The organism is Pedobacter terrae (assembly GCF_036946585.1).
In the GTDB taxonomy this organism is placed as follows: Bacteria; Bacteroidota; Bacteroidia; order Sphingobacteriales; family Sphingobacteriaceae; genus Pedobacter; species Pedobacter terrae_C.
In genome coordinates this window covers 548,855-569,658 of sequence record NZ_JAQIIV010000002.1, presented here as the reverse complement: position 1 = coordinate 569,658, position 20,804 = coordinate 548,855, and the positions used below count along the sequence as shown (strand labels likewise).

Sequence of the window (20,804 nt, the reverse complement as noted above, 5' to 3'; positions counted from 1 at the left end):
AATCTACTTATTTTTTTACTTTAAAGCTAAAACCATGCCTTCTTTTGATATTGTAAGTAAAGTTGATGCGCAAACATTGGACAACGCCATTAACAATGCTAAAAAAGAAATCCTTAACCGATTCGACTTTAACGGATCAAAAAGCACGATCGACCTGGATAAAAAAACAAATGTAATTACCATTGTTACTGAAGATGATATGCGCTTGAAAGCTATAGAAGGTTCTATCATTTCGCGTATGATGAAACAGAACTTAGATCCTAAAAGTTTAAATTTTGGTGACGAACATCAAGCCTCTGGCAACATGATCAGAAAAGAGATCAGCATTAAGGAAGGATTAGATAAAGAAGCAGCGAAAAAAGTCGTGGCCAAAATCAAATCCAGCGGTTTAAAAGTGCAACCTGCTATCATGGATGATCAAGTTAGGGTTACTGCAAAGAAAATTGACGATTTGCAGGCTGTGATTAGTCTTTGTAGAAGTGAAGATTTCGATCAGCCTTTACAATTTATCAATATGCGTAATTAGATAAATCGATTAACAATTGAAATCGGCCAGTTGTGAAGAATAATCTAACAACTAACCGATTAATCAATTTAAACAATTCACCAATATCATTATGGAAATCAGCGAAAACGGTTTTATATTTTCTGATCAAAAAGCGCTCTTAGATCTCGATGCTATACATCAATATTTGAGTACCGAATCATATTGGGCCAAAGGTATTCCCTTAGCTACTGTTAAACGATCTGTTGAAAATTCACTTTGTTTTGGCATTTATAAAGATCAGGAGCAGGTGGGTTTTGCACGCTGGATAACCGACAAGGCAACATTTGCCTGGCTTTGCGATGTTTACATAGAAGAAAGTTACCGCGGATTAGGTTTGTCTAAAAAACTGATGTCATTTATGATTTTCCATCCAGACTTGCAGGGCTTAAGGCGTTACCAATTGGCAACTTTAGATGCCCATGGACTTTATGAGCAATTTGGTTTTTCAGCTATTCAAAATCCGGAAAGGCAAATGGGCATCGTAATTCAAAATGCGTATGATCAGGAATCGGCGTAGATAAAAAAAACCTTTTTTAAACTCTCTTGTTTTCCATAGATATTAAAAATAGAGAAAACATGAAAAAGATATTTTTATTGTCAACTGCTTTTGCTTTAGCACTTTCATTTGAGGCCTGCCAAACTGCAGACAAAAAATCGGCAACTACTAAGGATAGTGTTTCTGGCGACACCACGATGGTAAACGGTAATCACGTTGTCGGATCAGAAAGTACCGAATCTGGTGTTGATGAAGCAGGAGCAACATTTTTAAGAAAAGCGGCTGTGGGTGGTATTATGGAAGTTGAAGCTGCTAAAATTGCGGCTCAAAATGCCAAAAGTACAGAAGTGAAAGAATTTGCGGCCAAAATGCTCGCCGACCATGAGAAAGCCAACGCAGAATTAAAAGCTTTAGCTGTAAATAAAAAAGTCATTACACCTGATGCCTTACCAGCTGATGAGCAGATTCATTTAGATGGTATGAAAAAAATGACCGGTACAGCATTTGATAAACATTATATGGATATGATGGTGACCGATCATGAAAAAACAGTGGCCTTATTTAAAAAAGGCACTGAAAACCGCGACCAAAGCATCAAGGAATGGGCAACTAATACCCTGAAAGTAATCGAATCACATAACGAGATGGCAAAGAAAATTGCAGCTGGTTTAAAATAATTGTCAAGATAGCTAATATCAATTAGTCGTCATTTCGACGGGATGCAACGAAATGGGAAATCTTTTTAAAAAGATCTCTTCATTACGTAAGTCCAGTTCGGCATGACGACTTTTTTATTAGAAATGACCTAAGTCGTATATGAGTATGCTGAAAAGCAATTAATTTTAATACAATTTCTTTCAGTAAAAAATTAAAATTAACTTTCGCCGTTTAATACAAAAATACGTAAATGAATAAGAATAGAATTTTCAGAGCGCTGTTCGGTATTGCGCTTGCTAGTGTGGTACCAACTTTAGCCAATGCACAAAAAGCAAATTGGCAAAATCTTGACCTTAAAAGTGATAGTACATTCGGAATCAGTACTGAAAAAGCATATAAAGAGCTTTTGAAAGGCAAAAAATCTGTAAAAGTTATTGTAGCTGTAAATGATGGTGGTGTAGAAGCTACACACGAAGACTTAAAACGGATAATGTGGGTGAATACAAAGGAGAAACCTGGAAATGGTAAAGACGATGACAAAAATGGTTATATCGACGATATTAATGGCTGGAATTTTATTGGCGGACCTAAAGGATCAGTAAATTTTGAAACTTTAGAATTAACCCGTTTAGTTCGTCGTGATCAGGTACGATTTGCCAATACCACAGATGCAAACGTAGCAGAAAAAGATAAAAAGGATTTCGAAGCTTTTAGAGCAGAAAGAGCTGAATTAGAACAGAAATTAGCAGAGGCTAAGGAAAATTTAGCTGGCATTACAGGGTTTAAAACAGCTTTGGATGCGGTAGTGAAAAAAATTGGTAAAGAAAATCCAACGGCCGAAGATTTTAAGAACTTTAAGCCAACTACAGCAATTGAGGGACGTATTCAGGGTATATTGAGCCAGCAACTAGAAAAAGGCAGTTTTAAAGATTTTTACGAAGACCAGATTAAAGAAGGATTAGATTATTATACTCGCCAGGCTGAATACAATTTAAATCTTGATTATGATCCACGGTCAATAGTTGGCGATGACCCAAACAATGACAAGGAGCAGTTTTACGGGAATAATGATGTTGCAGGTCCTGATGCAATGCACGGTACACACGTAGCGGGTATTATTGCGGCAGATAGAACCAACAAAATTGGAATTTTAGGTGTAGCTGACAACGTGGCCATTATGGGTGTTCGTTGTACCCCAAATGGTGATGAAAGAGATAAAGATGTTGCAAATGCCATCCGCTATGCAGTTGATAATGGCGCTAAAGTAATCAATATGAGTTTTGGTAAAGCTTATAGCTGGAATAAAGCGGTTGTGAATGAAGCAATGAAATATGCGGCATCTAAAGATGTATTGATTGTTCAGGCAGCAGGTAATGAAAATAAAAACATTGACGTTGAAAATAATTTCCCTAACCATAAAGATTTAGACGAGAAAACCATCGCATCATGGATTACTGTTGGTGCTTCAGGCCCCAAAGATGATGAAACTTTGAAAGCCAGTTTCTCTAACTATGGTAAAAACCAGGTTGATGTTTTCGCGCCAGGTGTGCAAATATATTCTACTGTACCAGGATCTAAATACAAAAATTTAGATGGAACGAGCATGGCATCCCCTGTTGTAGCGGGTTTAGCAGGCTTAATCCGTTCTTATTATCCAAAGTTAACGGCAGCACAGGTAAAAGAAATTATTGTTAAATCGGTTACTAAGGTAGATCACAACGTAGAATATGCCAAAGGTGAAGGACCTGATGCTGAGAAAGTTTCTGTTCCTTTTTCTGATCTTTGTATTAGTGGCGGAATCGTGAATGCTTACAATGCATTAAAATTAGCAGCAACTTATTCAGGTAAGGTGGTTACTAAATAATCATTCTGTTTGTGATGCTGAGCGAACGCGATGACGTTTTAGCTGAAACAAAAAATGCGTTCCATTGTAAAATGGAACGCATTTTTTTTTGTTGATTAAAACAAAGTTTTACCTTGATCCGTCATGCTGAATTCATTTCAGCATCTTTTAATAGAAAGACCCTGAAATAAATTCAGGGTGACGACTTCTTGAGCGAATGATTACGCCAGTACCTTGTCCGGTGTAATGGGCAATGTCCTAATCCTTTTACCAGTGGCATTAAAAACGGCATTGGCAACTGCAGCAGAAAAACCAATCAAAGCAATTTCTCCCATACCTTTTGCCCCCATCGGATTAATATAAGGATCAGGTTTATTAATGAAGTTTACATCGATTTCCGGTACGTCGGCATTCACCGGCACGTGGTAATCGGCAAAGTTATTATTGATGTATCGTCCATAACGGTGATCGATGATTGACTCTTCTGTCAATGCCATCCCTATTCCACCAACGGCACCGCCCACCATCTGACTTCTGGCAGTTTTAGGACTTACAATGTTGCCGGAATCGCCCACAGAAACAATTTTGTTGATCTTAACAACACCTGTTAAGCTATTTACCTTCACTTGTACAAAGTGAATAGAGAATGAATACATCGAATAATTATCTCTTTCCTTACCACCCTGGCTCTCTTTTGTTATTTCTATCTGCGGCAGATTATTCTTTTTTAAAACATCGATAAAGTTGGATGTGGCATCCATATTCGAATTTGCAGCAAGTTCGGCAATGGTAGATTTTAACGCTACACAAACATCATTCACAGCCGAGCCAACCGTAGATAGTGTGGCGGAACCGCCCTGACTTGGTGCTGGTGGTAAAGAAGAATCGCCCAATTCAAATGTAATCTTATCCACAGGAATATTCATCAGTTTATTGGCAATTAAGGTCATGCCGGTGCCGGTACCAGGGCCGATATCGCTGGTTGCACTTTGTAAAAGCAGCGATCCATCAGCTTTTAAGATCCCCTTTACGCTAGCCTTTCCCCTATTGGCGTTAAAGACACCAACGCTCACACCATAGCCTGTTTGCCATGGTCCTTCAACTAAACTACCAGGTTTATTTTTCCGATTTCGCCACCCTATTTTTTCTGCCCCGATTTTGTAAGCTTCTTTAATATTCTTACTGGAAAAAGGTTTATTTTTTTGTTGATCGGTTTCCGGATCATTTTTGATCCTAAACTCCAATGGATCCATATCCAAGGCATGTGCCATTTCATCAATCGCACTTTCAAGTGCAAAAGCACCGGTGGCTTCACCTGGTCCGCGCATCCATATCGGTACTCCTAAATCAACTGGAACAATAACATAAGATGTATTTACATTATCGCACTGGTACATAAACTTAGCCATGTTCACTACGCCTTCGGTAAAGTTCTCATAGGTGGAAGTTTCGCCGTAGGCCCTATGCGTAATACCTGTTAATTTTCCATCCTTATTTGCACCTAACCCAATGGTTTGTATCGCTGCCGGCCGATTACCCACCATAGTAAACATCTGCATTCTGGTAATCACCAACTTTACGGGTTTGCCAATATGTTTGGAGGCCATTACCGTGGCAATTTCCACCGGCCATGTGCGCAGGGCCATCCCAAAGCCACCACCTACAAACTCCGAATTCACCTGGATATTTTCCATCGGAATTTTAAAAACGTTAGCAATCGTAGCTTGCGTAGCTTTTACCCCTTGTGTTTTAGCGTAAACCGTGATTTGGTTATTTGGTCGCCAATCAGCTATAATCCCATGTAATTCCATTGGGTTATGCGTTTCAATAGGTAAAAAGTATCTTTCTTCGAGCTTTACCTCTGCGGTTTTGTAAGCATTTTCTTCACCACGCTTATAGTCAGCCTGCCCCTGCAGCTTCTTAGCCTTAGGATCTTTAAGTGCTTTTTGGAAATCGGTGTTAAATGCCTCTTTAATGTAAGTGGCTTTAACCAATGAAGCGGCATAAGTTGCCCTTTCAAAGGTATTTGCCACAACGATAGCTATAGGTTGTCCGTTGTAAAAAATCTTATCGGTGTAAAAAATCTTCATCTGCGGACCACCTTCCTGCTCGTAAGCAGCAGCCGATGGTTTATTTAGATGTGAAATCACTGAAATAACTCCCGGAGCCTTTTCTGCGGCTTTAGTATCAAGTGAGGCTATTTTTCCTTTAGTAATGGTACTCGTTACCAAAACGCCATAGGTTAAGCCTGGTAACTCATACTCGGCAAAATACTTCGCTTTTCCGGTTACTTTTAAGAATCCATCTACGCGATCGTTTTCATCTTTTAACATGTTCTTTTCCATAACTAGGCTTTTGATTTTGCGAGGTTCAAAGCTTCAATAATCGTATTAGGTGCAAGTTTTAGTTTGAAGTCGTTAACTCCAAAGCCTTTGGCATCTCTCATGGCTAATTGCGCAGCCTGCTCAAAATTAGTTAGGCTAGCTTCCTTTCCCTTTAAAAAAAGTTCAGATGCGGTTAAACGCCAGGGTTTATGTGCTACACCACCCATGGCCAACCGGACATCGACAATCTTGTTATCCATAATCTCAAATGCTGCCGCTACTGATACCAGTGCAAAAGCATAAGAGGCCCTGTCCCTGACCTTAAGATAATGATAATTTTTAGCCAGGTTATTTGTAGTAATTTCCAAACCGATGATCATTTCATCAGCCTTTAAGTTATTGTCTAACTGCGGTGTATCTCCAGGTAAACGATGAAATTCTTTAAATGGCATTTTACGTTCACCTTTTGGGCTGGCCAATAGTACTTCAGCGTCTAACGCAACCAAAGCTACGCACATATCGCTGGGATGAACAGCAATACATTTTTCTGATGTTCCAAAAATAGCATGCATCCGATTAAAGCCTTCCATAGCTCCACACCCTGTTCCGGGTTGGCGCTTATTACAAGGCATTTCGATATCGTAAAAATACCCGCAACGTGTGCGCTGCATCATGTTACCACCAACAGTAGCTACATTTCTTAATTGCGCTGATGCGCCTGCCTGTAAAGCCCATGAAAGTAAGGGTAGTTTTTCTTTGATGAGTGCATGATCTGCAACCGCTGTATTGGAAGCCAGCGCACCAATGTGGATTTTATTCCCCACCTGCTTGATTTCTTTTAGCGGAACGTGGTTGATATCAATGAGTTTTTCTGGTGTGGTAACACCTCTTTTCATCAGATCGATTAAGTTGGTACCACCTGCAAGGAATTTTGCATTTTTATCTTTAACTAATAAAGCAATTGCCGATTTTGCTGTGGTTGTTCTGAGATACTGAAAATTGATCATACGGCTCGACCTCCTTCCTTCACTTCAATAATTGCATCAACTATGTTAGGGTAAGCGCCACACCTACAAATATTTCCACTCATGTATTCACTTATTTCTGCCCTGGAGTTGGTGTGGCCTTCGCGGACACAGGCTACAGCTGACATAATCTGACCAGGCGTACAGTAACCACACTGAAATCCATCGTGTTTGATAAACGCAGCCTGCATAGGATGTAAAGTATCACCATTGGCCAAACCTTCAATTGTGGTAATCTTTTTTCCCTCATTCATCACTGCCAGACTGAGGCAGGCGTTTATCCTTTGTCCATCTACGTGAACCGTACAAGCCCCACATTGGCCATGATCACATCCTTTTTTAGTACCTGTTAAGTGTAATTCTTCGCGCAGATAATCCAAAAGTGTTACCCTTGGCTCTACTGTTGTTTGGTAGGCTTTATTATTTACCGTAAGCTTTAAAGGAATTTTTTCAAAAAGCTCCGCAAAACGTTCATCGGCATTATTTTCTGCCGCTTTAATTGCAGCGCCAGGTGTTAGTGCAATGGCCGTAATTACTGAGCTTTTTTTGAGGAAATCGCGCCTGCTATCGCCTTGATTTGGTTTCTGATCAGAAGATTTCATAATTGGATATTTATAAGTGGTTGCGTTCCCAGAATCTTCATTATTATAAATTCTTCGATAAAATTACCTGTGTTTTACAGGTATTTCATCTTTAAATTTACTAAAAAACTAAAGCTAACCTCTCTTTATTTTGTTGGTAAAAGAAAAGTTACGCCAAGAAGCTAGTATCAACAAAAATAAGAACCAATTATTTCATTTATTGTTCCAGCTTGTGTGCTATAATATCATATTTCTTATGTGCCTTAATCATACAGAAAAGCATTTTTGGTTTCAAGAAAAAATTAAACCAAACTTAGCATGCTCCTGATCATTGCGTTTAATTCGAGAGATGATAAATTAATCTAAAGCTGTTTTCCTTTGAGTACCCTAATTTCTGATCCTTCTGCCAAAAAAACAGAATCGGGCTTGGCATGATTTAAGAAAGCGAAATCTTGACCATAGTTTATTCCAAAATCGACGTTGATTTTATAACTTTTTACAGGATAAGCTTGCCAGCGCGGATGTTCCACCCCATACTCGGATGTTTTGTTATGACCAATGTGAGTGTAACCCCAGTAATGCTCGGTGATAAATTCTTCTTCGCTGCCCGGTCTAATTTCTTCTGTCTGAGCATTGGCAATGACCTTGAAATTATTCCATGTTTTATTTTTCCAAAGATAATCCACCTCAAGTTGGTCTTCCTGCATTATCCAAACATGTTTCATCGGTAGAGTTTGGTAATTTTCTTTATAAATGGTATTCGCAACAAGTGTTATTGCGGGTAAAGGAACAATTTCTTTAACAAATACAACTCCTCTTTTCCATTCTTCACCATCTTTAAACCGAACATAAAAGCGCAGGTTAACTTCCTCAAAATTGGTATGGAACGGAATATTAAAGCCTCTTAACTTTACGTTAATAAACATAAAACCAACCAAGCTTACATAATATTTCCCTTGCCAGGTATCCAGTTCAGTATGTGGAGGAAGATATTTTAAAAGAATTTGCTCATCAACAGCATATTGCGCAAGTGCTAATTTACGCCATTCTGCAGTTAAGAAAACCCCTTTGTTGGCTGCCATTATATCACAGCTTGTCTTAAGCGAACTAATTTGATTAAGGTTTCTTCGAGCAAATCTAAGTGAAGCATATTGGCACCATCTGATTTCGCATTTGCAGGATCAGGATGTGTTTCGATAAATAAACCATCTGCGCCAACTGCAATGGCTGCTTTGGCAATAGTCGAGATCAGTTCTGGTTTACCACCAGTAACACCACTGCTTTGGTTAGGCTGTTGTAGGCTATGTGTACAGTCCATTACTACCGGCACACCAAAACTTTGCATTTCTGGTAAGCCACGATAATCTACAATTAGATCCTGGTAACCAAAGGTATTGCCCCTATCAGTCAAGATTACTTTATTGTTACCAGCTTCTTTTACTTTTTCAACAGCAAATTTCATTGAACCAGCCGATAAAAACTGCCCTTTTTTTACATTTACTACTTTTCCCGTCTCTGCAGCAGCAATTAACAGATCGGTTTGGCGGCATAAAAATGCAGGAATTTGTAATACGTCAACATAAGCAGCGGCCATTGCTGCTTCGCCACTTTCATGGATATCGGTAACAGTTGGCACGCCAAACTCTCTACCAATTCTTTCTAAAATGCGTAAAGCTTTTTCGTCACCAATTCCAGTAAAAGAACTTCCTTTACTTCTGTTCGCCTTGCGGTATGAACCTTTAAAAATATATGGAATTTGAAGTTTATCGGTAATCGCAATGATCTTATCAGCGATTCTCATGGCAATATCTTCGCCTTCTATAGCACATGGACCAGCCATTAAAAAGAAATTTCCCGAATCTGTATTTTTTAATTTATCTAAATAGTTAAGCATAGTTGAGATTTGAGATTTGAGATGTCAGACCTGAATCGTTCTCAAATCTAATTTTTTAGTTTCCTAGTTCTGACATAAATTTAATCCGCATCAGTTGAATTTCTTCGCGGGTATAATCGGTTTCCCCAAGCTCATTAAGTGCTTCATCTATAGAATCACTTTCAGCTGCCCTGAAATAATCAAAAACTTCATCCTGTCTATCATCATCAATCACCTCATCAATGAAATAGTTGAGGTTTAGTTTAGTGCCAGAGTTTACAATCGATTCTACTTCTTTCAGGATTTCTTCGTACGTGATTCCCTTTGAATCGGCAATATCTTCCAAGCCAATCTGCCTGTCAATATTTTGAATGATGGAAACTTTCATTTGCGATTTATTGGCCTGCGTTTTAATGATCAGATCAATAGGACGTTCAATATCATTATCCTCCACATATTTTTTGATCAATTCAATAAAAGGTGTGCCGAATTTCATTGCTTTACCCGAACCTACACCAGAAATCTGGCGAAGCTCTTCCATTGTAATAGGATAATGGGTACACATTTCTTCCAAAGAAGGATCCTGAAAAACCACAAATGGCGGAACACTCTTTTGCTTGGCAATCTTTTTACGTAACTCTTTTAGCAATGATAAAAGATGTGTATCCAAAGCACCTGTACCTTGCTTTACATCATCATCATCGTCGTCAGAACCGGTACCTATAGGTTCATTCAATATAAATTTGAGGCTGTACGGATTAACGATGAAATCCTTTCCCTGCTTAGTTAACTTTAATAAGCCGTAATTATCGATATCCTTAAAAAGGAAATTATTTAGAACAGCCTGGCGGATAATCGATTTCCACATAAGCTCACCATCCTCCTTACCAATTCCAAATTCGGAAACCTTACTATGTTCATAAGCAATGGTTTGCGCAGTTTCAAATCCTAAGAAAACGTTTAATAAGTGCGCATCATCGAATTTTTCGCCCGATTTCTCAATGAATTTTAATAAGGTAGATAACTGACTTTCCACCTCAAACTGTTTTTTAGGCTTTTTGCAGTTATCGCACATGCAATTACAGCCAGTTTCGTTAAAGTTTTCGCCGAAATAATGCAGAATCTGTTTACGACGGCAAACGCCAGATTCGGCATAATCAATCACTTCCTTTAGTATCTGCGTGCCAATCTCTCTTTCAGAAACTGGTTTATCTTTCATGAATTTGGCCAGTTTATCTACATCTTTTTGAGAGTAGAAAGCAATACATACCCCTTCGCCACCATCACGTCCGGCCCGGCCCGTTTCCTGGTAATAACCCTCCATACTCTTCGGCACATCGTGGTGAATAACAAAGCGAACATCAGGTTTGTCGATTCCCATACCAAAGGCAATGGTTGCAACAATTACCTCTGCATCTTCCATCAAAAATTTATCCTGTGTTTCTGCCCTAACCTTTGGATCTAAACCCGCATGATAAGGCAAGGCACTAATTCCATTTAAGTTTAAGGCCTCTGCCACTTCCTCTACCTTTTTACGGCTTAGGCAATAGATAATTCCTGATTTACCCGGATTAGACTTGATATATTTAATAATTTCTTTGGTAATATCTTTCTTGGGGCGGATTTCGTAAAATAAGTTTGGACGGTTAAATGACGATTTAAACAATGTTGCTTCCGTCATGCCCAGGTTTTTCATAATGTCCTGTTGTACCTTTGGTGTGGCGGTGGCAGTTAATGCAATAATTGGAATGTTATTTCCCAGCCCTGCAATAACCTGTTTAATTTTACGGTATTCTGGCCTGAAATCATGTCCCCATTCAGAAATACAATGCGCTTCATCAACGGCAACAAAGGAGATTTTAATCAGGTTTAAAAAATCAATATTATCCTGTTTTGCCAAAGACTCTGGTGCAACGTACAGTAACTTAGTCTGACCGCTCAAAAGGTCAGATTTAACTTGAGTTATTTCAGATTTGTTTAAGGATGAATTAAGAAAGTGAGCAATACTGTCATTTCCACCAAAAGCCCTTAACTGGTCTACCTGGTTTTTCATTAATGCGATTAATGGAGAAATCACAATTGCCGTTCCCTCGCTCATTAAAGCGGGCAACTGATAGCAAATAGACTTCCCTCCGCCTGTGGGCATAATAACAAAGGTATTATTGCCTTCTAAAATATTGGTAATGATCGACTCCTGATCACCCTTGAAATTATCAAACCCGAAGAAATTTTGTAGGTTATCAAATAACGACTTTTTCACGTCCATTTTGTGTAATAAAATATGCGATGCTATTTTTGTATCCAAAATAACATAATTTTACAAGAATTTCAAGTATTAACAAACAATTATTTTCTCTTTGAAAAGTAAAAAATCCATAATCCAATCAGCTATAGGCACTTTAGAGCTTGAAGCAGCTGCAATATTAAATGTAGCGAAAAATATTAACGACGATTTTGAGAAAGTCGTATCGAGCATTTTAAATGGCAAAGGACGGGTAATTGTAACGGGCATAGGTAAAAGTGCAATTATTGCGCAAAAAATAGTGGCTACTTTTAATTCAACTGGTACACCTGCTATTTTTATGCATGCTGCAGATGCGATCCATGGAGATCTGGGAATGATCCAGGTGGATGATATGGTGATCTGTCTTTCTAAAAGCGGAAATACCCCCGAAATTAAAGTACTTACGCCCTTACTGAAAGCATCTGGTAATCTGTTGATTGGCATGGTTGGCGAGTTAAATTCTTTTCTGGCAGAACAGGCTGACCTGGTTTTGAATACCGCTTTCGAAAAAGAAGCCTGTCCGCATAATTTGGCGCCAACAACCAGCACAACTGCGCAATTGGCACTGGGCGACGCTTTAGCCATTTGTTTGTTGGAATGTAGGGAGTTTAATGAATCTGATTTTGCAAGATATCACCCAGGTGGATCTTTAGGTAAAAAACTATACTTAAAAGCACGTGACTTGGCGTTATCTAATGAAAAGCCGGCTATATATCCCTCTGCCTCGGTTAAAGATGTATTGATAGAAATTAGTAAAAACCGTTTAGGGGCTGTTGCTGTTGTGGATAGCGACAATAAGGTGCTTGGCATTATTACCGATGGTGACATTAGGCGGATGTTGGAAAATAATACTACTATTGCAGACTTAAAAGCAGAAGATATAATGGGCAGGACCCCGAAGAGCATACAATTTGATGCCTTAGCCGTTGATGCCCTCGAAATCATTAAGCAAAACAATATTACCCAGTTGTTGGTTATGGAACAAAATACTTACTTTGGCATCATCCATTTGCACGATCTTTTAAATGAAGGCATTGTGTAATTTTAAATTATAAAATGAATAAAAACTATTATGCATTAATTATGGCCGGTGGCGTTGGAAGCCGCTTTTGGCCAGTGAGCAGAACAGAATATCCAAAGCAATTTATTGATTTTTTCGGCGTTGGAAAAACCCTCATTCAAAGCACTTACGAAAGATTCCTAAATATCTGCCCTCCGGAAAATATATTTATCGTTACCAACGAAATTTATGCTGATCTGATTAAAGAGCAATTGCCGCTATTAACAGACAATCAGATTTTGGCTGAACCCTTAATGAGAAATACAGCACCTTGTATAGCTTATGGAAGTTTGAAAATTGCAGAATTAAATCCTGAAGCAACAATTGTTGTTGCACCCTCAGATCATACCATTGCCAATATTGATGGCTTTGTGGCCTCTATTGAGCAATCTTTAGAAGCGGCATCCAAAAATGATTGCTTGATTACATTGGGAATAAAACCAAATCGTCCTGATACGGGTTATGGTTACATTCAGCATACTGACTACGTGCTTAATACGGATACTGACCTGCATAAAGTTAAAACCTTTACCGAAAAGCCGAATTTAGAATTGGCGAAATCATTTTTGCAGAGTGGCGATTTTTTATGGAATGCCGGAATTTTTATCTGGTCGGCCAAAGCGATATTAAAAGCCTTCGAAAAACATCTGCCGGACATGTATGAAATATTTAATGTTGGAAGAGCTGAGTTGAATAAGACCAGTGAAAAAGAATTTATTAGTAATGCCTATCTGCAATGCACCAATATTTCAATAGATTTTGGAATTATGGAAAAGGCAGAGAACGTTTATGTGCTTCCATCTGATTTCGGATGGTCTGATTTAGGCACCTGGGCTTCTATTTATGAAATGGCGGAGAAAGATTATGTAGGTAATGCCGTCATTCCTTCAGAGCAGGTTCTGATGTTCGATTCATCAAATTGCATGGTGAATGTTCCAAAAGATAAATTGGTGATTTTACAAGGACTGCATGATTACATCGTGGTTGAAAACAATAATATGCTCATGATCTGCCCAAGAAACGAAGAGCAAAAGGTTAAGGAGTTTGTTGCGGAAGTTAAATCCAGATTTGGAACTAAGTTTATATAAAATGTATGAAGGTAGATGTAAAATGGATGATGTGGCTTAGTTTCATCATCCATTTTACATTTACAACAAATATACTTTATAGATCCTGAAACAAGTTCAGGATGACGTTTTTGATGGAATATTGCTATTGACAGAATTCGTTATTGCGATCATCATTCTCGCGCATGCGGGAATCTTAAAACGCTTGCATTAAGATTATTCATAAGGGTCTGATTTTATATATCAGCATTCATGAGCGCTTCGTGGTTCCCATCCGATAGCAATCGGATCAAGTTAGGAATGACGATCTCTCAAGGGATTTTGGGTAATCGATCCAATCCATCGTCCTTTTTCCATTAAATTGTGCTTTACAGATCCTGAAACAAGTTCAGGATGACAAACGACTTATCTATAAAATTCCATCATCCCTGTTCACTCCCTAAACCGTTCTTTGCCTTACGGCTTCATATAAAATTACCCCTGCAGCAACCGAAACATTTAACGATTCGATTTTTCCAGCCATAGGTATTTTAGCCAAATGATCGGCTACCCTTAAAAGATCGTTAGAAATTCCCTCATCTTCTGATCCCATTACAATTGCTGTAGGCATGGTATAATCTGGGGAATAAATAAAATCGCTAGTTTTTTCCGTACAGGCAACAATTTGCAGGCCACTTTCTTGCAGAAACAAGCAAGTTTTGTGCAGGTTGGCATGGCGACAGATTGGAATATTAAATAATGCACCAGCTGAAGTCTTAATCGCATCAGCATTAATCTGTGCTGCGTTTTTTAGCGGAACAACTATCGCATGAACACCTACGCACGCAGCTGTACGTGCTATTGCACCCATGTTTCGAACATCAGTGACGCTATCTAAAACCAAAATTAGTGGCACTTCTCCCTCTTCAAAAACCGCAGGAATAATGTCTTCAATGTTTTGGTAGGTAATTGGAGAAATTACGGCAATTACACCTTGATGGTTTTTCTGCGACATGCGGTTCAGCTTCTCTACCGGAACCGAATTTAATGGTATTAAAGTATCTTTTAGAAGGACTTTCAGCTCCAGAAAGAGTTCGCCTCCCAATCCGCGTTGCTGATAAATGGTTTCAATGTCTCGTCCTGCTTTAATGGCTTCTATTACGGCCCTGATACCAAATACAAACTCATTATTTTCTTTTGCCCTTTGCGGTCTTCTAAAATTATCCATGTTTCGAAATTGTTAGGCAAAAGTATTCAAATAAAATGTTTTGACCCCAAACAATGTGTACCTTATTCACATTTAATTGTTTAAAATTCTTACAACCTCGTAAATGCGATAAAATTTAATCTGATTATCCTTCAATTTGTTAACAAACGGCTAGTAACTATTCAAACAACCCCGTCAAAAATTGATTACTTTTGTAAAATGAGTATCGAAAACGAACAAGGCGGAAAGAACAGTATGACTGCTAGAAAAAGCAGGTTAAGTAACACCATAAGTTCACAAGGGAAAATTCCCCCGCAGGCATTAGACCTGGAAGAAGCTGTTTTAGGTGCATTGATGCTCGAAAAAGATGCCCTTTCAGCGGTTATCGACGTTTTAAAACCTGAAGTTTTTTATAATATTGCGCATCAAAAAATCTTTGAAGCGATCCATATCCTGTTCCAGAAATCGAAACCGGTAGATATTTTAACTGTAACCGCCGAGCTACGTACATTAGGTGCCTTGGAAATGGTTGGAGGCGCTTATTACATTACGAGTTTAACCAACCGTGTTGCTTCTGCGGCGAATATCGAGTTTCATGCGCGTATTATTTCACAAAAATACATCCAGCGTGAGCTGATCAGAATTTCGACAGAAATCATTACCAATGCATACGAAGATACTACAGATATTTTCGACTTATTAGATCAGGCTGAAAAAGGCCTTTTTGAAATCGCCCAGAATAACCTGCGTAGAGATACTCAAAAGATGGACGATATCATTAAACAATCACTGGCTACTCTGGAAGAACTTCGTACCAAAACCGATGGTTTAACCGGTGTACCAACAGGATTTACAGGGTTAGATCGGATTACCGGCGGTTGGCAAAAGCAGGATTTGGTGATTATTGCTGCCCGTCCGGCAATGGGAAAAACTGCATTCGTATTGACATGTGCGCGTAATGCTACAGTTGATTTTCAAAGACCTTGCGTGGTATTCTCTCTCGAGATGTCTTCCGTTCAGCTGGTTAATCGTTTAATTTCAGGGGAAGCAGAAATTGAGCAGGAAAAAATCAGGAAAGGAACTTTACAGGAATGGGAATGGCAACAATTACACAGCAAAATTGGTCGTTTAACTGAAGCTCCCCTGTTAATTGACGATACGCCTGCATTAAATATTTTCGAGTTCAGGGCAAAATGCCGAAGGTTAAAATCGCAATATGATATTCAACTGGTAATTGTCGATTACTTGCAGTTAATGCACGGTAAAGGCGAAGGAAAAGGTGGTGGTAACCGTGAGCAGGAAATCGGTAGTATTTCAAGGGCACTTAAATCGGTTGCAAAAGAATTGGATGTACCGGTATTGGCCCTTTCGCAGTTAAGTCGGGCGGTTGAGAGCAGACCTGGTTTACAGGGAAAGCGACCAATGTTGTCAGATTTACGTGAATCGGGTTCAATTGAGCAGGATGCGGATATGGTATTGTTTTTATACCGCCCTGAGTATTATGGTATTACAGAAGATGAGCAAGGAAGATCGCAAGCTGGGATTGGTGAGGTAATCATTGCTAAACACCGTAATGGTGAGACTGGAATCGTACCACTTAAATTTGTGGGTAAATTCGTTAAGTTCCAGGATCTGGAGGATGATTTTAATGCGCCACCAAGTTCGTTCGCTGCCGATCCTTCTGCTGGGATGTATCCATCACAAGATTTTGAAAAACAAAGCAATGTGATTATCCGTCCATCAAAAATGGATGATTATAGTGATGATGATCCTCCTTTTTAGGAAATTCCACACGACCTAAAGTGCTCCAAAATCTTTATGTCATACATATGATTTTTGTGAGATAATTGTTACTCTTGAGGCGACAGACTTCAATAGATTGATCGTCATTCCCGCTCAGGCGGGAATCTTAATCTTTAGGCTTATGGCATTAAGATTATCTTCGATGAGCACTCCGTGGTTCCTAATCAAGTTGGGAATGACGACCCCACGTAATGTATTAATTCATTTAAACTCCCCTGTTATTCATGTTTTTTTATGCAATAAACTACATAAAGCATCATAACAAGTATTTCAGCTATAATAAAAGGCCAGATAATGGTCACTGGCACAAAAAACTGGCCTAATAGCGGAGAATTAACCGATCTAAACCCGATAAAACGAATGCTCCCGATCTTTCATCGGAGCAGCAGTGATAGCGGGAGCACATTGACCCATAGTGTACTGTACTTGCTTTCCAAACTCTAAATCTTTTTTTATAGGGTTAATTAGTAATCTATTAAATGGTATTAAAGTAAATACCCAACCAGGATTCCAGCCAATACAATAATCGGCGGACTTATCTTAGTGAAATTAAGCAATAAAAAAGTAGCGATCATGATACACAAAAACAACCAATTAAAGCCCATTGGTATCAATAATAGCACAAAAGCAGCAATAATAAATCCAACACTAACGGCGTTAATCCCAGAAAGGCTATGGCGGATTCTGGAGATTTTTTTCAGATCATCCCAAAATGGTACAATAAATAACACCAGAATTAGACCAGGTAAGTTAATCCCGATCACACCGATTAATCCTCCTAAAATCTGTCCCCATAATCCATATCCAAAGTTTTTCATGCTTAATGCGCCCAAATAGCTGGTAAAAGAAAACGTTGGCCCGGGTAAGGCTTGTTGTAGCGCAAAACCAGATAAAAACCCTGATGAGGGCAGGTAATGTTTCATTTCTACAAACTCGGTAAACATTAAAGGTACAAGTACCTGCCCTCCTCCAAAAACCAATATGCCGTTACGGTAAAAGTTTTCGAGTAAACGGATCGGTAAACTGAACGGAGAAGTTCGGTTTATAACGGCGCCTACCAATGCGAATAAAAGTAAAGCACCAAGAAAATAGATCAGTTTTCGCGGATTGATATTTGAAAAAAGTTTAACTCTTAATTCCGTTTCTTCTCTGGGTGTTTCAATAGCCGAAGAGATCATTCCTCCTATTAATATGGATAATGGAAATACATAGGCATTTCTTAAAACCAATGTGGCAATAACGGAAGCAATAGCCAAAAATATGGAAACCTGTGAAGATAAAACCTTTTTGCCAAGTTTCCACGCCCCATAAGCTACAATGCCCAATGCAATAGGCTGAATATATTCTAGGATATAGGTAAACTTTTGCTTTTGATCAAGTAAAGCATAACTAATTGCTGCAAAAGTCATGATAGTTGCAGTGGGCAATATCCAGATCAAAAAAGTAATAATGGCCAGTTTAAGCTTTCCAACTTTCCAGGCTATTCCAACCAAGGTTTGTGTAGAGGCCGGGCCCGGGAGTACCTGTGCCAATGCATTTAATTCCAAAAGTTCCTCTTCTGAGATAAATTTAGCGCTATGAACAAAATATTTAAGCAACAAAGACAGGTGTGCCTGTGCGCCTCCAAAAGAGGTGAATGTAAAAAAAATAACATTCCGGATAAACAGCCACTGCTTTTTGGCAGCGATAGGTTTGTTTTGCATTAATTTAAACTGATAACTGTTAATTGAAAACTGTTAAACTGAAAACTGACCTAATCATCCTCATAATCCAATCCGGCGGCTGTATTATAAGCGCCTTGTAATTCAGAAAAAGCATGCATATCTCTTTTATTTCGAGCAACCTGCATTCCCTTTTGGTAAATTTCGATTGCTTTCTCTTTTTGATCGTCCTTCTCCAACAACTTGCCTAAATGATAGTATGTACCCACATAATCAGGATGTTTATCAGTTAACTGAAGGTAAAAAGAATAAGCTTTTTCTTTATCATTTTGAGTGTTATACTCTGTGGCTAAGGCATATAGAATAAATGGATCGTTGGGATCGCTTTCTAAAAATTCCAATAACTTACTTAAACGGGTGGATGACATTTTATTTCCTTGCTTTTTTAATTAAATTTGCAGAAAGACCTTATATAATAATCATATCGTATATGGATCAATCAATAGCTAAACAATTTTAGTTCGAGATCGTTCATAACAATAAAACCACTATTAACATATGAAAATATTAGTTTGTATCAGTAACGTGCCAGACACAACGACAAAAATAACCTTTACTAATGATAATACCGAATTCAATACGTCAGGAGTTCAATATATTGTTAATCCATACGATGAAATCGCTTTATCACGTGCAATTGAGTTAACCGAAGGTGGAAAAGGAACCGTAACTGTAATCAATGTTGGTGAAGCGGCTAATGATCCAACCATCAGAAAAGCATTGGCCATTGGTGCCGATGATGCGGTTAGGGTAAATGCAGCACCTAGAGATGCTTATTTCGTGGCTAAACAAATTTCAGCATATGCAAAGGATAAAGATTTTAATCTTATTTTAACAGGTCGCGAATCAATCGATTATAATGGTAACCAGGTTGCTGCTATGGTTGGCGAATTTTTAGATATTCCTTCAGTATCTATTATCAAAAAATTGGATGTTGATGGCGATAATGCAACTATAGAAAGAGAGATTGAGGGTGGTAAAGAGATTTTAACCGTTTCAGGTAAATTTGTAGCCAGTTGTGCTGAGGGTGTTGCGGAACCTAAAATTCCGAATATGCGCGGTATTATGAGTGCCAGAACCAAACCATTGACTATAGTGGATGCGGTTGATGCTGAATCATTAACCAAAGTGACCAAATATGAAACCCCTGCTCCTCGTGGAACGGTTAAATTAATTCCTGCTGATCAAACAGAATCATTAATTAACCTTTTACATAGCGAAGCCAAGGTAATATAGTTGGCAGTCGGTAGTTTTCAGTTACCAGGCAAAGAGATAATAAATAAAGTAATTTCATTATAAATAATAGTCCTTTTAGAAGGATTTAGAGATAAATATATGTCAGTATTAGTATATGTAGAACAAGCTGAGGGTAAATTTAAGAAATCTGTTTTTGAAGCCGTATCTTATGCCAAGGCCATTGCCGATCAACAATCAACCAATTTAACTGCAATTTCCATTGGCGATGTAGCCGACATCGAATTAATAGAATTGGGTAAATATGGTGCATCAAAAGTACTAAATGTAAGTACCGATCAATTAAAAACCTTTGTAAATCAAGCTTACGCAAGTGTTATTGCCTCCGCTGCTGAAAAAGAAGGCGCTGATATTGTTGTGCTATCTAATTCCTTTTCAGGTAAAGGTTTAGCCCCGCGTATCGCTGTAAAACTTAAAGCAGGTTTAGCTGATGGTGCTGTAGAATTACCGATTACTGATGGTAAATTTTCGGTTAAGAAAACGGCCTTTTCTGGTAAAGCATTCGCCATTACCGAGTTAACATCAGCTAATAAAGTGATTGCTTTAAATCCTAATGCATTTGGCGTTAAGGAAAATGTTACCGATGCCACGATAGAAATTTTTACAGCAGATGTTAAACAATCAGATTTAGGAACGGTTATAAAAGAGATTGTTAGGGCAACAGATAAAGTGTCATTACCTGACGCAGAATTGGTTGTTTCAGCAGGTAGAGGGCTGAAAGGACCAGAAAACTGGGGTATGATCGAAGAATTGGCTGGTTTATTAGGTGCCGCAACGGCCTGTTCTAAACCGGTATCAGATGCAGACTGGAGACCACATTCAGAACACGTTGGTCAAACCGGCATTGCAATTAGTCCTAACCTTTACATCGCTATCGGTATTTCTGGTGCTATCCAGCATTTGGCGGGGGTAAGTTCATCAAAAGTAATTGTTGTAATCAATAAAGATCCGGAAGCGCCTTTCTTCAAGGTGGCAGATTATGGTATTGTTGGCGATGCTTTTGAAGTTGTACCAAAATTAATTGAAGCATTAAAAGCACATAAAGGATAGTATCTTATAGACCTTATAGGTTTTAAAACTTAT

The 20,804-nt window shown here is 38.6% G+C and carries 18 protein-coding genes; 9 read left to right on the top strand and 9 right to left on the bottom strand.

Features of this window, described 5'->3' with window-relative positions; all coding sequences use genetic code 11:
- Positions 1-34 precede the first annotated feature (34 nt).
- The 4 genes from PGN18_RS05040 (at position 35) to PGN18_RS05025 (ending at position 3,564) form a co-directional block, all read left to right on the top strand.
- Complete coding sequence (locus tag PGN18_RS05040; protein ID WP_335318269.1) at positions 35-526, top strand: YajQ family cyclic di-GMP-binding protein; 492 nt, start codon at positions 35-37, stop codon at positions 524-526.
- Between the two features lie 91 nt (positions 527-617).
- Positions 618-1,064 carry a GNAT family N-acetyltransferase gene (locus PGN18_RS05035; protein WP_335318268.1) on the top strand — a complete coding sequence of 149 codons (447 nt, stop codon included), beginning with the start codon at positions 618-620 and terminating at the stop codon, positions 1,062-1,064.
- Between the two features lie 59 nt (positions 1,065-1,123).
- Complete coding sequence (locus PGN18_RS05030; protein ID WP_335318267.1) at positions 1,124-1,720, top strand: DUF4142 domain-containing protein; 597 nt, start codon at positions 1,124-1,126, stop codon at positions 1,718-1,720.
- Positions 1,721-1,950: 230 nt separating this feature from the next.
- On the top strand, positions 1,951-3,564 hold the full coding sequence (locus PGN18_RS05025) for a S8 family peptidase (RefSeq protein WP_335318266.1): 1,614 nt from the start codon (positions 1,951-1,953) through the stop codon (positions 3,562-3,564).
- 200 nt (positions 3,565-3,764) lie between these two features.
- Here the strand turns inward: PGN18_RS05025 and PGN18_RS05020 are convergent, their stop codons facing one another.
- The 6 genes from PGN18_RS05020 to recQ form a co-directional block, all read right to left on the bottom strand.
- On the bottom strand, positions 3,765-5,888 hold the full coding sequence (locus PGN18_RS05020; RefSeq protein WP_335318265.1) for a xanthine dehydrogenase family protein molybdopterin-binding subunit: 2,124 nt from the start codon (positions 5,886-5,888) through the stop codon (positions 3,765-3,767).
- A gap of 2 nt (positions 5,889-5,890) precedes the next feature.
- Positions 5,891-6,874 carry an FAD binding domain-containing protein gene (locus tag PGN18_RS05015; protein WP_335318263.1) on the bottom strand — a complete coding sequence of 328 codons (984 nt, stop codon included), beginning with the start codon at positions 6,872-6,874 and terminating at the stop codon, positions 5,891-5,893.
- Complete coding sequence (locus PGN18_RS05010; protein ID WP_335318261.1) at positions 6,871-7,494, bottom strand: (2Fe-2S)-binding protein; 624 nt, start codon at positions 7,492-7,494, stop codon at positions 6,871-6,873. Before PGN18_RS05010 ends, PGN18_RS05015 begins: the two co-directional genes overlap by 4 nt.
- Before the next feature lie 341 nt (positions 7,495-7,835).
- A complete protein-coding gene (locus PGN18_RS05005; protein ID WP_335318260.1) occupies positions 7,836-8,555 on the bottom strand; it encodes a YqjF family protein in 720 nt (239 codons plus the stop codon).
- Positions 8,555-9,367: a 3-deoxy-8-phosphooctulonate synthase gene (gene kdsA, locus PGN18_RS05000; RefSeq protein WP_335318259.1), complete on the bottom strand. Its 813-nt coding sequence runs from the start codon at positions 9,365-9,367 to the stop codon at positions 8,555-8,557. The genes PGN18_RS05005 and kdsA overlap by 1 nt, the downstream gene beginning before the upstream one ends.
- Positions 9,368-9,422: 55 nt before the next feature.
- Positions 9,423-11,612, bottom strand: coding sequence for a DNA helicase RecQ (recQ, locus tag PGN18_RS04995; RefSeq protein WP_335318257.1), 2,190 nt, complete (start codon positions 11,610-11,612; stop codon positions 9,423-9,425).
- A gap of 91 nt (positions 11,613-11,703) precedes the next feature.
- On the opposite strand from recQ, the gene PGN18_RS04990 reads away from it, so the two are divergent.
- Both PGN18_RS04990 and PGN18_RS04985 read left to right on the top strand, forming a co-directional pair.
- A complete protein-coding gene (locus PGN18_RS04990; protein ID WP_335318256.1) occupies positions 11,704-12,672 on the top strand; it encodes a KpsF/GutQ family sugar-phosphate isomerase in 969 nt (322 codons plus the stop codon).
- A 14-nt stretch (positions 12,673-12,686) separates the two neighbouring features.
- Positions 12,687-13,778, top strand: a complete 1,092-nt coding sequence (locus PGN18_RS04985; protein WP_335318255.1) for a mannose-1-phosphate guanylyltransferase — start codon at positions 12,687-12,689, stop codon at positions 13,776-13,778.
- Between the two features lie 418 nt (positions 13,779-14,196).
- Here PGN18_RS04985 and rlmB read toward each other — a convergent pair whose 3' ends face one another.
- The gene (gene rlmB / locus PGN18_RS04980) at positions 14,197-14,964 is read right to left on the bottom strand and encodes a 23S rRNA (guanosine(2251)-2'-O)-methyltransferase RlmB (protein ID WP_335318254.1); all 768 of its coding nucleotides are present in this window, start codon (positions 14,962-14,964) and stop codon (positions 14,197-14,199) included.
- Between the two features lie 198 nt (positions 14,965-15,162).
- Between rlmB and dnaB the strand changes: the two genes are divergently transcribed.
- Positions 15,163-16,725: a replicative DNA helicase gene (dnaB, locus tag PGN18_RS04975; RefSeq protein ID WP_335318253.1), complete on the top strand. Its 1,563-nt coding sequence runs from the start codon at positions 15,163-15,165 to the stop codon at positions 16,723-16,725.
- A 506-nt stretch (positions 16,726-17,231) separates the two neighbouring features.
- On the opposite strand, the gene chrA is transcribed toward dnaB, so the two are convergent.
- The gene (gene chrA / locus PGN18_RS04970; protein ID WP_335318252.1) at positions 17,232-18,449 is read right to left on the bottom strand and encodes a chromate efflux transporter; all 1,218 of its coding nucleotides are present in this window, start codon (positions 18,447-18,449) and stop codon (positions 17,232-17,234) included.
- Between the two features lie 50 nt (positions 18,450-18,499).
- Complete coding sequence (locus PGN18_RS04965; RefSeq protein WP_090496377.1) at positions 18,500-18,835, bottom strand: tetratricopeptide repeat protein; 336 nt, start codon at positions 18,833-18,835, stop codon at positions 18,500-18,502.
- Between the two features lie 130 nt (positions 18,836-18,965).
- On the opposite strand from PGN18_RS04965, the gene PGN18_RS04960 reads away from it, so the two are divergent.
- Together PGN18_RS04960 and PGN18_RS04955 are read left to right on the top strand one after the other, a co-directional pair.
- Positions 18,966-19,703, top strand: coding sequence for an electron transfer flavoprotein subunit beta/FixA family protein (locus PGN18_RS04960; RefSeq protein ID WP_335318250.1), 738 nt, complete (start codon positions 18,966-18,968; stop codon positions 19,701-19,703).
- Between the two features lie 99 nt (positions 19,704-19,802).
- A complete protein-coding gene (locus PGN18_RS04955) occupies positions 19,803-20,771 on the top strand; it encodes an electron transfer flavoprotein subunit alpha/FixB family protein (RefSeq protein WP_335318248.1) in 969 nt (322 codons plus the stop codon).
- Positions 20,772-20,804 lie beyond the last annotated feature (33 nt).

Excerpts from the sequence above, each read along its gene's own strand:
- PGN18_RS05010 (WP_335318261.1), bottom strand. The coding sequence starts at position 7,494 with ATGAAATCTTCTGATCAGAAACCAAATCAAGGCGATAGCAGGCGCGAT.
- recQ (WP_335318257.1), bottom strand. The coding sequence starts at position 11,612 with ATGGACGTGAAAAAGTCGTTATTTGATAACCTACAAAATTTCTTCGGG.
- chrA (WP_335318252.1), bottom strand. The coding sequence starts at position 18,449 with ATGCAAAACAAACCTATCGCTGCCAAAAAGCAGTGGCTGTTTATCCGG.
- dnaB (WP_335318253.1), top strand. The coding sequence starts at position 15,163 with ATGAGTATCGAAAACGAACAAGGCGGAAAGAACAGTATGACTGCTAGA.
- PGN18_RS04960 (WP_335318250.1), top strand. The coding sequence starts at position 18,966 with ATGAAAATATTAGTTTGTATCAGTAACGTGCCAGACACAACGACAAAA.
- PGN18_RS05025 (WP_335318266.1), top strand. The coding sequence starts at position 1,951 with ATGAATAAGAATAGAATTTTCAGAGCGCTGTTCGGTATTGCGCTTGCT.
- PGN18_RS05040 (WP_335318269.1), top strand. The coding sequence starts at position 35 with ATGCCTTCTTTTGATATTGTAAGTAAAGTTGATGCGCAAACATTGGAC.
- PGN18_RS05005 (WP_335318260.1), bottom strand. The coding sequence starts at position 8,555 with ATGGCAGCCAACAAAGGGGTTTTCTTAACTGCAGAATGGCGTAAATTA.
- PGN18_RS04955 (WP_335318248.1), top strand. The coding sequence starts at position 19,803 with ATGTCAGTATTAGTATATGTAGAACAAGCTGAGGGTAAATTTAAGAAA.
- PGN18_RS05035 (WP_335318268.1), top strand. The coding sequence starts at position 618 with ATGGAAATCAGCGAAAACGGTTTTATATTTTCTGATCAAAAAGCGCTC.
- PGN18_RS05020 (WP_335318265.1), bottom strand. The coding sequence starts at position 5,888 with ATGGAAAAGAACATGTTAAAAGATGAAAACGATCGCGTAGATGGATTC.
- PGN18_RS04985 (WP_335318255.1), top strand. The coding sequence starts at position 12,687 with ATGAATAAAAACTATTATGCATTAATTATGGCCGGTGGCGTTGGAAGC.
- kdsA (WP_335318259.1), bottom strand. The coding sequence starts at position 9,367 with ATGCTTAACTATTTAGATAAATTAAAAAATACAGATTCGGGAAATTTC.
- PGN18_RS05030 (WP_335318267.1), top strand. The coding sequence starts at position 1,124 with ATGAAAAAGATATTTTTATTGTCAACTGCTTTTGCTTTAGCACTTTCA.
- PGN18_RS04965 (WP_090496377.1), bottom strand. The coding sequence starts at position 18,835 with ATGTCATCCACCCGTTTAAGTAAGTTATTGGAATTTTTAGAAAGCGAT.
- rlmB (WP_335318254.1), bottom strand. The coding sequence starts at position 14,964 with ATGGATAATTTTAGAAGACCGCAAAGGGCAAAAGAAAATAATGAGTTT.
- PGN18_RS05015 (WP_335318263.1), bottom strand. The coding sequence starts at position 6,874 with ATGATCAATTTTCAGTATCTCAGAACAACCACAGCAAAATCGGCAATT.